The following is a 13,666-nucleotide window of genomic DNA, read 5'->3' on the forward strand; positions in this document are numbered from 1 at the left end:
TTTTTTTACTGTAACTGCACAGATCCCATTTGCAACTCCGATTTTGATGTCAATACCTCCTCTATTTAGAATAGCCTCAAGTTCATTTACTGGCGAGAGATTCTGAGAAATACAAGCACAAGTGCCGAAATTGCAGTTAATAAATTGAAATCTGGTGCAGATGCTGGTGAAGGTGAATTTTCTGAAGATGGCTGCCCAGAAATTGATTGATTTTCGGTTTCAGGTTGCTCAGAAGTAGGAGTTTCGCCTTCGTAGTATTCGTTGGAGATTGTGCAGTAGGCGATGGTGAATTCTCCTTTTATAGCAGGTTCGTCTTCTTCAGGAAGGTTAATCTGATACCAAAAGTTTAATGGAATAGAACCTCCAGCCCATTCATCTGTAGGTACAATCGTCCATTCAAAAGTATATTTACCAGAATCTAAAGACTTAATGTATTTTGTTTTTTCAAATTCTGATGGACCATCTATAACTTCAAAAAAATTTCCACCTAAACTGCAAACTTGCACAAACAAAGTACTGGTTTGATTTAATGTCATCTCTACTTTTACTTTGAAAGGCTCTCCAATTTTAAGTGTAGGTTTTGCAACCTCTTTTCCAAGTAGTATTTTATCATTATAATAAACATCAATTGAGCCGTAGGGAGAAGATGCAGAAACAATGTCAACAAGCGACAGTAAAAGCAACCCTAAAATTAGAACTCCAGCTTTCATTTGCTTTCTCCTAATCTTGATAAAAGATATTCGTATTCTATTGATTCTTCAGTGCTTTTTCCCAGTTTATCCCCAACACTTTTCTTCTTCTTTCACTTCATGGTTTCACACATTAACCGTAAAAATCAAGTGTGTTAGCATACCTGCGATCCCATTTGCACCTACGATTTTGATGTCAGTATCTACTCTGTTCAGAATAGCTTCAAATTCATTTACTGTCGAGATAATCTGAGGAATACAAGCACAAGTGCAGAAATCGCAGTTACTAAACTGTAAGCTGGTGCAGATGCTGATGAAGATGAATTATCTGAAGCTGGCTTTTTTGAAGTGGGTTGATTTTTGGAAGCAGGCTGCTCAGAAGTAGGAGTTTCGCCTTGGTAATGTTCGTTGGAGATTGCGCAGTAGGCGATGGTAAATTTTCCTTCTACTAAACTCTCTACTGTCTCAAAGTCATTTATTTGATATACTAAGTTAATTGGTATAGATCCACCTGCCCAGTTACCAGTGGGTCTAACAGTCCACTCATACATTTTAGTAGAGTTTTCATCCAGAATTTCAGTTCCATAATCTTTCATTTTAGAAGTCGAACCAGTAATAATCTCAAAGTCATTGTCTCCAATTTCAGACAACATTACGGAGACGTAACATTTTTGGTAAACTGTGAGATTAATACCAACGTTAAATGGCTCCCCAATCTTCAAAACTGGTTTTGCAATCTCTTTACCAGGTAGTATTTTATCATTATAATAAACGTCAATTGAGCCGTAGGGAGAAGATGCAGAAACAATGTCAACAAGCGCCAGTAAAAGCAACCCTAAAATTAGAACTCCAGCTTTCATTTGTTTTCTCCTAATCTTGATAAAAGATATTCGTATTCTATTGATTCTTCAGTGCTTTTTCCCAGTTTATCCCCAACACTTTTCTTCTTCTTTCACTTCATGGTTTCACACATTAACCGTAAAAATCAAGTGTGTTAGCATACCTGCGATCCCATTTGCACCTACGATTTTGATGTCAGTATCTACTCTGTTCAGAATAGCTTCAAGTTCACTTACTGTCGAGACAATCTGAGGAATACAAGCACAAGTGCCGAAATCGCAGTTATTAAACTGAAAGCTGGTGCAGATGCTGATGGAGATGAATTTTCAGAAGCTGGCTGCCCAGAAATTGGTTGATTTTCGGATGCAGGTTGCTCAGAAGTAGGAGTTTCGCCTTTGTAGTGTTCGTTGGAGATTGTGCAGTAGGCAACTGTAAAGCCACTGTTTACCAAAATATCTCCTGTTTTAAAATCGTTTATCTGATAAACAATGTCAATTGGCATAGAGCCTCCAGCCCACTTTTCAGTAGGCTTAATTGTCCATTGATAGAGAATACTGGAGTTTTCTTCCATTACATCAGCCCGATATACATTCGTTTTTGAAGTTGAACCATTTATAATTTCAAAATAACCTTCTCCGATTTCACTTAACTCTACAGACACCTCTGACTTTTGAGAAACGGTAAGGTTTATACCGACAGTAAAAGGTTCTCCAATCTTTAGAACCGGCTTTGCAACTTCAGTACCTGGAAGAAGTTTATTATTGTAATATACATCCATTTTGCCATATGGACTATCTGCAGCTACGTTTCCTGTTAATAAAACTATACAAAATGCTCCAATTAGAATCAGTTTTACTCTCATATTTCTGCACCTAATTCTGAAATCAGATTATCGTATCCTGCTGATGTTTCAATGGAACCACCTGTTTTATCTCCAACACCTTTCGGACTAGGACCAACAATAGTAGCTGAGTAGCCATTGAAATGAAAAATCATTTGTTTATTTCTTCCAATCCATATACTACTTCCATCCTCATTTTTTCTTGATGGATGATTGATATGTTCTTCAGTTCTGACATACCTCTGCCCCTTATGCCCGAAATAAGGTTCAGGAATTACCTCGTTATCGTTATCAATAACAGTAAATACCTGATATTTTCCCACAATTTCATAAGTCCACACATTAACCGTAAAAATCCAGTGCGGCGGCAATACCGGCAACCCGCATGGAACAGCTGCCATCGTCCGATCCAATTTTTTTGAAACTTTATCTACAATTTCACCAGAATACCTGTCAGCAGTTTCATTTGCCAGATTTTTCAGCTCACTATCGATTCTTCCAAAACCGGTATCAATAACTTCACCTTTGTTTACTGTAACTGCGCAGATCCCATTTGCAACACCGATTTTGATGTCAGTATCTACTCTATTTAGAATAGCTTCAAGTTCATCAGGTTCAACAGGCGGGTTTGAATTTCGAATTTCCGCTTTCATTATAGAAGCAAGTTCAACTGCCAGTTCATCCGTTGTAGATTTTTCGAGAATTTCATTGTCCGAAAGCCCATTAAGGTAAGTTGTCGTGACTTCACTGATTCGACTATCCTCTATGCAGTCGGAAATAACAGGGTTTGAGCTAACCTCTTGAACTACATTTTCAAGAATCTGAGATCTCATTTCCTGCGCATACATGTGTTTCAGGTTGTAAACTTCTATGTCAAGACGAGTTGTATCCAGCGAAATATTCTGCTCGCTGAGGCTCTGTTCAAGCAGGAAAACTTCTGCGTTCAGGTTGGAAATACTCTGGCTGATTTGATGTGCCATTTCAGTTTTTACGTAATCATCGCTTGAAGCGATAATATCTCCAATTTCCTCGGAAATGCCGGTTGTGAAAATGCAGGTGTTCCAGACACCCAGGGGATAAATCGTTTTTCCGTTCATGGTGTCAGCCCATTCGTATTCCTCTCTCAGGTCAAAATCAGGATCATGGTATAGATAGTTCGGTTTCTGGTCAACGATCAGGGTCAGATTTTCTGTCCAGTTGTATTTGCTTTCCGGCTGGCCGGTGACGGTCATTGTTGAGATTATACCCATGTCCTTCCCCAGAGCCGAAGCAGCCCTCTCGATTGCGGGATTGTTAAAAAGAGTCATAGAGCCCGAGGTCACGCTGTCAAGCAGACCGGTATCAAGGCCTTTTTTCTCAAGGGCCTTGAGGACGTAGGAGTTAAGGTCAGAATCCAGTTTACGGTTTTTCTGGTCGATATCTTCAAGCAGCTTGCTGTACGCTTCACTTTTTGCAATGTACCGGGCCGAGTCACTTGAAGCGTACATTGCTCCTGACGACGTGAGGTACTGTTCTTTATTTACGTAAGCTTCCCGGTCTTTTTCCAGTTCCATAATAAGTTTTTCAGCAGTTTCTACCTGAAGGACTGTTGGGTTCTGACCAGGAGAATCAAGAAGAGAATAATTGAAGGATGGATTGTCTTTTTCGACCGAATCCAGCATTACCAGCACTTCTTCTGCCATAATTCGGTGCAACCAGGGTGGGATATTACAATTAACAGCATGTTTGGGCAGATATTTTCCATCAGGATAGGCCCAGAACATGCTTTCTATTGTCCTTAAATCCACATACGCATCCCTGTATTTGTCGGCAGCATCGGAGCAGCATGAGTCAAACCTTTCGGTTTTAGTTGTGCTGTTGTCTATGCTGCTGTTTTTGCTGTTGTCTTTGCTGTTGTCTGTACCATTGTCTATGCTGTTGTCGATGCCATTATCTGTACCGTTATCTACATTTTCAGCACTGCCTATACTGCCTGTGTTGTTCAAATAGAAGGTTGTTTCCCGGTATTCCCGCTCTACAGGATCAGAATAAGTCAACAAACCGGAATAGCCGCCTGCTGGAGGACATCTGTGGTAGATTATTGTTAGGTTTTCAGATTCGGTTTCGGCATGGGAAAGTGATACAATATTGTTTTTGCCTACAGCTTGTGAATTCGAGTCGCTTGACGTATCAGAATGCGTCACAGTTGTATAATTTCCGTCAGGTAGCTTTTCCCTGGTTTTCCATCTGTAGGTATAATCGTAATTGTAGTCTATTTTCCAATTTGTCCTTATTTTGTAGGATATATCGTACCTTATTCTCCAGTCAAAAATATGGTCTTCCTTATCCAGGTAGCCTTCGCTTCGGTTTTCGACCATAAGAGTATCGTTACTTACATAGGAGAAATGAGGTTCAATGTTCACATCGGTTATATCAACTGATATCAGGCTGACAGACGCCGATGTGACCGACCAGCTGGTTACATCTCCTTTAGGAGGGTCAATTGAAGGGTTTAAGGATTCGAAGTAAGAAATTTGGGTTGGATAGCTCCAGGAATAAGACGGCACAAGAGACCCCCTGTGTGTTCCGGATGCATAATATCTTGAATCCCAGCTAATGGTTTGCCTGCTGAACGAAACTGATTCCGGGTCAAAATTTGCAGTGATTATAGAGTTCGTCGGGTCCGGAGAATCAAAGCCGTCTCTCAGGATATGTCCCTGAACCGATGCGGTATAAACGCTGTCCGTGACCGAATGGATGAGATCAGGATTTTCCTTTTTCCACACATGGTCGTTGAAGACCCAGCCGTCAAGAACTCCGCCGGTATAATCGGAGGCTGAAAGTTCGATTTTCGAACTTTCGGAGAGATCTTCAAAAGAGGTATTTGTCACTTTAAGGGATTCATCGATACTTTTTTCAATATCTAGAGAGAAGGATTTATTCTGGGCAAGCGAATCGTAAGTCGTTGTCAGGTTTACGCCTTTATCCGCTTCGTAAGCCGAAACTGAGGTGTTAAGACTAGTAGAGCTATTAAGCCCGACAGAGTTCAGACTGGAGTTCAAACTGGAGTTCAGGCTCAAATCTGTTTTCTCGCTTCTGGAATTGAAAGTGTCTTCGTAGAGAACTTTTCCATTATAGTAGCTTGTGTAGGTAAGGGCCAGAGGGTCAACCGAATCAAAAATCCTCTTCTGGGTATAAAGTGTAGCCCCATTGATCGAGCTTGAAAGGGCAGGGTTGGTCAGGATATTGAGAGGGCCGTTTGCATAATGCTGCCAGGGACCGTAGATAAAAGTCCTCAGGTTTGTTGCTCCAAGCACAAGATTCGATGTCGAGTCAAGCCTCGAAGTGTTTCCAAGCTCTGTTTCGTACTCCCTGACAAGCTCTTCGAGAAGAGGTTCCCTTGACGTGATCAGTGTGGAAAGATTCATACTGCTATTGAAACTTTCTCCGGATTCAAGGTTAACAAGAGTATAGTTCAGGGCAGGAATTTCAAAAACATAATAAATAGTGTAATTTTTGTCAGTAGATGAAACGCCAGCAGATGAAACGCCAGCAGATGAAACGCCAGCAGATGAAACGCCAGCAGATGAAACGCCAGCAGGTGAGATTTCACGCTGCAGAGTTCCGGTTACTTTTCTTATTTTTATCTGTTCGGGTTCTATATCAGGTTCAACATTAATTGCGTATTCCCTGAAAGTGTGGCTGTTTCCCTGGTAGTTTGTAGAAAGCAGCGTGTTAAAAGCGTCTGCTGTGATATCTTTTATCGGGCTTACTTCAATCACGAACCAGTCAGAGGCTTTGAGTTCGTCTCCGTAATAAAGTTCAATTGAGGCATATCCCGAGGCTGCTGAATCTGGAATTTTCACGGCTTCCTCGAGTGAAACTTTCTGAAAAAAGCCGGTTGCCTGGCCGTAGTTCACATTCTTGATTTCTCGGCCTGAAGAGTCATTGACAATCAGTAGAATATCCCGGTTTTTCCAGAAAGCTTCGATCTTGCCCCAGATATCTGAAGGCAGATTTATAGAAATCTGAAGTGTGTCCTCTCTTTCAAGGTTCTGGTTTTTTGAGATTACCATAAAATCATCTTCAGAAAACCTGCTAACTGCATTGCCTTCAGGCAGGATTACAGGATGTTCTCCCTGCCATTCAAGAGCTTCCATTCCTGCATAATTGAGGCAGCGAGCAAGGTCGAACGAGGCAAGATTGATGGCATCCTGCCTGGGATCACTATTCTCGGTCGTATAAATGGTTTCAGCGACTTCGTTATCTATTTTTAGAAGATATACTGAAGTAAAAGTTGCAGCAAGCAAAATGAAAATTCCGATCACGGTATAGGGTATATAGGCACAGCTATCTTCAATGAAAGATGAAAAATCGTTAGATAATTTCCCGACCATCAACCCTATCTCCAAAAACAGGAATGTAAAAATAAATCAACGAATAAACCAACTATGTGTAAAAAATATTAAAGAGTTCACACAATAAATACTTTACTTCTAAGCGGAAAAATACTTTGTCAAGAACAATAAATTGAGTATAACCTTAATTTGACAGTATAAATTCCATGTAGTATAAGATCTCATTTTTTTTCGTCAAAAACCATTTGACAGCCTATAAAAATTTCATAAAAATTACATTCAATTTGCCGTGTTTTCAATTTAACAATTTATAAAAAATCGCTATGTAAAAATTTTTTTCAATTTAGTTTTTTTGGCATATAATCTTTTATACCATAGAGGATATTTTGCTTGTTGTACATACAATCCGTCAAATTCAATACCAATAATTTGATCAAAAATCAAGAAAATGACCATCAAGAGAAAGAGCATCATCTACCAAATAGAATCACAAAAAATGGGTCAAAAATTTGTTGACAATGATATTACTTCTTCATTCCTATCAAATATGAAAACATTTCGTCAACATAAAAATTAAACTGTCAAATTAGAGATAACTTAACTAAAAATGAACATATACGTAGGAATAAGTTAAAAATATCAAAATGAATAGGTAAAAAATAAATCAAAATTGAAGAACCAATAATAAAAGAAACTAAATAAGGTAAGATAAAGAAAACTGGAATTATATGGAAACAGTAATCTTATTTTTGTTCTTAGCTTTCCAGTGCTGTTAATTAGTTGTTAATAATTTACTGCTCCTTTTACTTTTCCTTTACTTTTGTTTTGACTCTTCTGCGACAGTCAATTTAATATATCATCTAACTCAAAACAAATATTTTGAGAATTTTCCTGGGATTAGAGACGATATATATTTTAAGGAAATTACTTTGTCTGTTAGAACACGAAATTAAAAATATATTCCAAGCGATTAAAATGCTTTATGTAAAAAAGTTAAAAAGATTTAAATAAGAAATTAATAAAGAGTTAAATGAGAAATTTTAAAAGAGTTTAGTTAGAAATTATGAAAGAATTAAGTGGAAAATTAAGAAAAAGTCAAGTTAGAAATTAAGAAAGAATTAAGTGAGAAAAAAGTTAAGTGAAAAAACGCTGATCTCAATGACAGACAAAGGAAGTATGCGGGAAAAGACCCTTAGAATAGAGAGGTTTGCAGGCTACCTTCTGCCAGTGGTTATATTTTCCCTGGCTTTGTGGACCCTGGATAGACAGATACATCATTTGCACTCAATGTATGTACTCAGAAGTATTACCAGCATTCCATTGAGCCATATAGAGCTTGCGTTCTTTTTAACTTTCTTGAGTTATCTGGCTTTAACAGGTTATGATTACCTGGCAGTTCGTCATATTAATCACCCTCTGCCCTATAAGCAGACTGCCAGGGCCTCTTTTATCAGCACGTCCATAAGTTATAGTGTTGGTTTTAATGCCCTGACAGGAAGTTCCCTGAGATACAGGTTGTACTCAAGAAACGGGCTGAACCTACGCCAGATCTGGGAAATTATAATTTTCTGCATACTCACCTTCTGGGTCGGGTTTTGCTTTGTCGGAGGCTTGCTCTTCACATTCTATCCTGTGAAACTGTCAGATTACGTGCCCGAGATTCCTGTCCCGTTAAACCTTGTTGGAATTCTTTTACTGCTAAGTGTTGCTGTTTATTTCTTTTTCTCGTTCAGGACGTTGAATTTCAAGGCAAAAGGGTACCAGATCAGGGTCCCTGAACCGAAAATAGCGTTCTTGCAGCTTGTCTTATCATCAGTGGATTACCTGCTTTCGGGAAGTATTATCTATTTCCTTTTACCTTCAAATCCACATCTTACCCTGCTTCATGTCCTTGTGTTCTTTGCACTGGCGCAGATTATAGGGCTAATAAGTACTGTCCCGGGCGGGCTCGGGGTTTTTGAAACTCTTATGCTGTTTATGCTGGAACCGTATTTCGGTACGGTCGATATAATTAAACCGCTTCTCCTTTTCAGGACAATTTACTATTTCGTTCCCTTCCTTATTGGACTGCTGGCCCTTATGTTCTATGAATATCAAGAGAGAGACAAATTCCTGAGGAAAATTGAGAAAGCCACGTATTCAAGCCTATCCGAACTAACACCTCGGATCTTTTCGATTCTTGTTTTCCTTGGAGGAGTTTCCCTTCTCTTTTCTGGAGCCCTGCCTTCAGATCCAAGGTACCTGCATGACCTTAATTACCTTATTCCTCTTCCCTTAATCGAAGTCTCAAGGCTTTTTGGAAGCATTATGGGGGTATTGCTCCTACTCCTGGCAAACGGCCTCTGGAAAAGAATTGACGGAGCCTATATTCTTTCTCTTTCCGTACTCTTGATGGGTGGGATATTTGCCCTCTTGAAAAACTTTGATTACCATGAAGCTGCGATTCTTTTTACCCTGTTTTTCTTTTTGCTTCCCTGCAGGAAATATTTTTACAGAAAATCCTCGCTTATGCATCAGTCTTTTAGCAGGAGTAATGTAATTGCAATAACCCTGGTCTTCGTAAGCTTCGCATGGCTTGGATTTTTTTCATACCATAACGTGAAATATTCAAACGAACTCTGGTGGCAGTTCGGGATCAATTCCCAGGCTTCCAGCTTTTTAAGGGCTACAGTCGGAGCTTTTATTCTGCTTCTTGTTCTCGGGATGGCAAAAATCCTGAGCCCTTTTTCCAGGGACATTCACATGCCAGGAGCAGAGGAAATGGAGCTTGCAAAAAGAATTATTAACCAGAGTGAGGAAACGGCTGGAAACCTGGTGTTTACAGGAGACAAATATCTGCTTTTTGATGATGAAAAAAAGGCTTTTTTGATGTATGGAGTTTCCGGAAAGACCTGGGTTGCAATGGGAGATATCGTTGGAACCAGTAATCAGGCAAAAGAGCTGATCTGGGACTTTTATGAAATGAGCAAGCTGCACCAGGGGAGGGCTGCTTTCTATGAGGTGAGCGAAAAATATATTCCGGTTTATCTTGACCTCGGCCTGACCCTGATAAAAATAGGGGAAGAGGCAAAAGTTTCCCTAGAGGCTTTTACCCTGGAAGGAAGTACAGGCAAAGATTTCCGTTATACCGTAAGGAATGTGGAGAAAAAAGGATACTGGTTTGAAATTGTCTCTAAAGAAGAGGTTCAGAGCCTTATGCCTGAGCTCAAAAAGATCTCGGATGCCTGGCTCAAGTTAAAAGCAGGAAAAGAAAAGCGATTCTCAATTGGCTACTTTAACGAGAAATATCTGAGCAATTTCCCGATTGCCCTTGTCAGGAACGAATCCGAAATCGTTGCTTTTGCAAACATCTGGACAGGCGCGGATAATGAAGAAATTAGTGTTGACCTCATGCGCCACAGTCCCGATGCTCCTGACAGGACGATGGAATATCTTTTTGTCAAACTCATGCTCTGGGGAAAAGAAAAAGGGTACAGGCGCTTTTCACTCGGAATGGCTCCACTTTCAGGGCTTGAAACCCGGCAATTCGCTCCTATGTGGCATAAAATCGGGTCTTTAATCTTTACCCATGGAGAACACTTTTATAATTATAAGGGACTGCGGGATTTTAAAGAAAAGTTCAATCCCATCTGGAGCCCGAAATATATCACTCTTCCTAATGGGTTTAAACAGGGCTTTGTCTTAAAAGATATTGCAGCCCTGATTTCAGGAGGAGTAAAAGGGATTTTCTCAAAAGAAAATAAACGACCAGCAAGCCGTAGAGGAAATCAACTACCTGAAAAGCCATCCGAAGAACTCACCTGAGTTTTCTACCGGTTGAATGACTGAATGACTGAATATTTTTTGGTTACTTTATCACTAGGGTCCTCTTAAACTCACTCTCAAACTAGAGGTTATTACTTATTTGTTCCATTAATTAAGGTTATTAGTAGTTCCCCTCAAAAAAGTACATTCAATTTTTCGTCTGAATTTTAATTAATGTCATAAAAAATCGTAAATTTTATTGAGAAGGATTTTCAATCCTTCTCTGGTGATTATTACGAAACCTCCACTTATACCACTAAATGAAGATTTCAAATGGCAATTGTTGTCCGAAATATTAAATGTTTTTGATTTGAGATTCTGTAAGCAAACTCTTACAAGGAGGGGCATTGTGCCCCTCCACAGATCAGTACCTACTATAAAAATTGTTCTTCTAAGCATGTTTTTTTCTTGTGAAATCTCTTATTCTATAAAGGAATTAAAAGAAAGAGAAAGCTTGAGAAACTTTTTAAAAATCAGTTTAGTACCAACTGAAAAGGAAGTTTATGGCATTCTTAGTAAGTATGAACCCCAAGAGTTTACTGCTTTTGTTTTTGAAATATTGAATGATTTATGCCCTAAGAGAAAAAAATGGATCAAGAGACATTATTATTGATAGTACTGACATAAACCTTAACCTGAACTGGCACGCTAAAAAGATTACCAAAGAAAGCCTAAAAAACAAAGAATACAAGTGGGACCATTCAACCCATAGAGGTTTCTTCATTGGTATGAAACTTACTCTTGCACTTGATTCTCAAACATTAAAACCTTTAGCGTTTCTGATTAATGAAGCAAATGTAGCAGAACCTAAAATTTATCCTGAAATACTTAAAGAACTTAAAAGAAAGAGAATAATAAAAGCAGGTGACGTTATCTATGCTGATAGAGGATACTATTCCTATGAAAACTACGTTATATCTGTAAGAAATTTTAAGGTAGTACCTTTAATTTTTCCAAGGAAAAACTGTAATTTTAAGAAACTTTTCAATATGTTTAGATATCCTCTGAAAATATTTGATTTAAGAAGAAATACTGAAAAAGAAATTAAATTCTACAAAGAAATAATTGCAAAGTTTAAAGAGTTAATAAGCAAATGGAAAGAACTCAGATTTGTAAGGTCAATTATAGAAGATGTATTCAAAATAGCGAAGAAAGCATACTCTATGGAGAATTTACACAGATATACAAGGAGTTCTGTCCAAAAATACTGTTCTTTAGCTGTACTTTTAGTAGGGGCAACCTGTAAATTACGGTATTAATGAAAGGAAGGAATTGCAAGCCTTCTCTGAATGAAGAAATTAAGAGGGGACTATTTAGTATAGAAAGGGCACGTTTGTAATGACTAATTAATGAACCCGTCCCAAAACCAATTTTTACTCTCAAATTAGCAAAATTCCAAAATTAGCAAAATTCCAAAATTAGATTCATAATCAGATAATCGATTGGTTATTCTAAATCATAGATTCAGAGAAGTAATTTTGAGCTCTGGGATCAGCTCATTGAAAAAAAGGAAACTATATGAAAAAACTTACATAAATCGTTCAAATCTTTCCTTTTTCGCTTTACAGATAGGGCAGATGCCAGGCGGTTCGTCCATGGCACAGAGATATCCGCAAACCTTACATCTCCACACAGGTTTTGAAAGTTTCCCTGTAAATTCCATACTCTCTATCACCTCTGCTCTTTTCTTTTCTTCGGCTCTTTCAGCGTCCCTCTGTTCTTTCGGAGGACGCCTTTCAGGAATCGATTCTACACTTCTTTCTCCCCGGATAACTTCATCCGAAACATAAAGTGCACAGTAACAGGCCCCGTAATCGTTCAGGTCGGGGTCTCTATAGTAGCAGGGACAGACAATATCCAAGTCCTCTTCCAGATTGTTAGCAGAAAGTCGGCATGGACAGGACCAATAGCCATACCGCTGTTCATTCGCAAGCAACCCCCGTACAAGATCCTTTGTGAACTCAATATCAGGGTTGAGATGATATCCCGACTTTTCGACCTGATTATTCAAGCGCTTATAGACTTTGTCCACCAATTCATCGGTGATGCCTTCTTCAGCGGCTTCCTCTTCTTTCAGCCCAATTCCTCCTTAAACAAAATTTTATCAAAAACTTTTTCAAAAAAATTTTATAGAAAACTTTTTCAAAAAAATTTTTATCAAAAAACTTTTTCAAAAAAGTTTTATCAAAAACTTGTTCAAAAAAAGCTTTACCGAAAACTTTTTCAAAAAAAGTTTTATCAAAAAACTTGTTCAAAAAAGTTTTATCAAAAATTGTTTCTTTTAGTCTAATTTATCCTTGAAATCCAAGGGCTTCACGGATTTCTTTTTCTTTAAAACCCACGATCGCTTTTTCCCCATTTATAACAGTTGTCGGGAAAGAAGTTGAAGGATTGAAGTGCCTTACTTCCTCAACAGCCTGGTTTTCTTCTTTTCCTTCAAGCCTATCCACGTATATAAAATCGAAGTCCACACCAAGATCGGTAAGCAGTTTTTTGGTCCTTTTACACCATACACAGGTGCTAAGCCCATACATTACAACCTTACCCCTATCAATTCCAGAAATGTGATCTCCTTTTTCTTTATTCAGAGTAGATACATCCATTCTTTTAACCTCCGGGCCACGATAAAGTTATAGTAATATGCCTATGAGTACTTTACATTGAAAGCGCATTTTATCTGGAGTCTGCCAGCAGATTGAAGCCCTGGCAGACTGCAAATATTATAAATTGCTTATGAGAAAATATGGACTAAAGTATATAAATTTAGACATAGCAATAAAGAAGGCCAGCAAATAATCAGATAAAAAATTTGAAGAATTTCATGTGTTTTTCCTAGCGTTCAACACAGTTCCAGCAAAAAGATTTAAAATAACATAGAGTTAAAGGTGACTGAGGAACTCTGTTTTTTATTGAAAAGCATTGACCATTATTCTAGACTTTAATCAAAAAAGAAGAATAAGGGTATAGAGTAAAATGTCGAATAAGAAAGAGCAACCTACATTCCGCAGTATTTTTTTGAAAATCAATATTTTTCTTGATAGCGTTTTTTGAACAAGTGCAAATAATTTGGATTTTTAGTGGTATTTGGTGAAAATTGAATGATATCGTTTTTTGCCTCTAAATACGCCACATAGTTGCTTTTACCTATTACATAA

7 protein-coding genes and 1 pseudogene are annotated in these 13,666 nt (G+C 38.3%); 2 read left to right on the forward strand and 6 right to left on the reverse strand.

Going from position 1 to position 13,666, the window contains the following annotated elements:
- Positions 1 to 86 precede the first annotated feature (86 nt).
- The 4 genes from MSBRW_RS12330 to MSBRW_RS23000 form a co-directional block, all read right to left on the reverse strand.
- Positions 87 to 710 (reverse strand): sarcinarray family MAST domain-containing protein, encoded by a 624-nt coding sequence (locus MSBRW_RS12330; RefSeq protein ID WP_011307402.1) that lies wholly within the window; start codon positions 708 to 710, stop codon positions 87 to 89.
- 212 nt (positions 711 to 922) lie between these two features.
- Positions 923 to 1,549, reverse strand: a complete 627-nt coding sequence (locus tag MSBRW_RS12335; RefSeq protein ID WP_011307401.1) for a sarcinarray family MAST domain-containing protein — start codon at positions 1,547 to 1,549, stop codon at positions 923 to 925.
- A 212-nt stretch (positions 1,550 to 1,761) separates the two neighbouring features.
- The gene (locus MSBRW_RS12340; RefSeq protein WP_011307400.1) at positions 1,762 to 2,391 is read right to left on the reverse strand and encodes a sarcinarray family MAST domain-containing protein; all 630 of its coding nucleotides are present in this window, start codon (positions 2,389 to 2,391) and stop codon (positions 1,762 to 1,764) included.
- A complete protein-coding gene (locus MSBRW_RS23000) occupies positions 2,388 to 6,746 on the reverse strand; it encodes a DUF7286 family protein (RefSeq protein WP_011307399.1) in 4,359 nt (1,452 codons plus the stop codon). Before MSBRW_RS23000 ends, MSBRW_RS12340 begins: the two co-directional genes overlap by 4 nt.
- Before the next feature lie 1,119 nt (positions 6,747 to 7,865).
- On the opposite strand from MSBRW_RS23000, the gene mprF reads away from it, so the two are divergent.
- Entirely contained in the window at positions 7,866 to 10,511 is a 2,646-nt protein-coding gene (gene mprF / locus MSBRW_RS12350) for a bifunctional lysylphosphatidylglycerol flippase/synthetase MprF (RefSeq protein ID WP_011307398.1), read from the forward strand.
- A 226-nt stretch (positions 10,512 to 10,737) separates the two neighbouring features.
- Positions 10,738 to 11,804: pseudogene (locus tag MSBRW_RS12360) on the forward strand (IS5-like element ISMba15 family transposase).
- 235 nt (positions 11,805 to 12,039) lie between these two features.
- On the opposite strand, the gene MSBRW_RS12365 reads toward MSBRW_RS12360, so the two are convergent.
- Both MSBRW_RS12365 and MSBRW_RS12375 read right to left on the reverse strand, forming a co-directional pair.
- Positions 12,040 to 12,543, reverse strand: coding sequence for a ferredoxin-thioredoxin reductase catalytic domain-containing protein (locus MSBRW_RS12365; RefSeq protein ID WP_011307396.1), 504 nt, complete (start codon positions 12,541 to 12,543; stop codon positions 12,040 to 12,042).
- Between the two features lie 259 nt (positions 12,544 to 12,802).
- Positions 12,803 to 13,114 carry a glutaredoxin family protein gene (locus MSBRW_RS12375; protein WP_011307395.1) on the reverse strand — a complete coding sequence of 104 codons (312 nt, stop codon included), beginning with the start codon at positions 13,112 to 13,114 and terminating at the stop codon, positions 12,803 to 12,805.
- Between the last annotated feature and the right edge of the window lie 552 nt (positions 13,115 to 13,666).

Source organism: Methanosarcina barkeri str. Wiesmoor (assembly GCF_000969985.1).
GTDB lineage: Archaea > Halobacteriota > Methanosarcinia > Methanosarcinales > Methanosarcinaceae > Methanosarcina > Methanosarcina barkeri_B.

What these genes read in the sequence shown, in the direction of transcription:
- MSBRW_RS12340 (WP_011307400.1), bottom strand. Translation starts at nt 2,391, where the DNA reads ATGAGAGTAAAACTGATTCTAATTGGAGCATTTTGTATAGTTTTATTA.
- MSBRW_RS12375 (WP_011307395.1), bottom strand. Translation starts at nt 13,114, where the DNA reads ATGGATGTATCTACTCTGAATAAAGAAAAAGGAGATCACATTTCTGGA.
- mprF (WP_011307398.1), top strand. Translation starts at nt 7,866, where the DNA reads ATGACAGACAAAGGAAGTATGCGGGAAAAGACCCTTAGAATAGAGAGG.
- MSBRW_RS12330 (WP_011307402.1), bottom strand. Translation starts at nt 710, where the DNA reads ATGAAAGCTGGAGTTCTAATTTTAGGGTTGCTTTTACTGTCGCTTGTT.
- MSBRW_RS12335 (WP_011307401.1), bottom strand. Translation starts at nt 1,549, where the DNA reads ATGAAAGCTGGAGTTCTAATTTTAGGGTTGCTTTTACTGGCGCTTGTT.
- MSBRW_RS23000 (WP_011307399.1), bottom strand. Translation starts at nt 6,746, where the DNA reads ATGGTCGGGAAATTATCTAACGATTTTTCATCTTTCATTGAAGATAGC.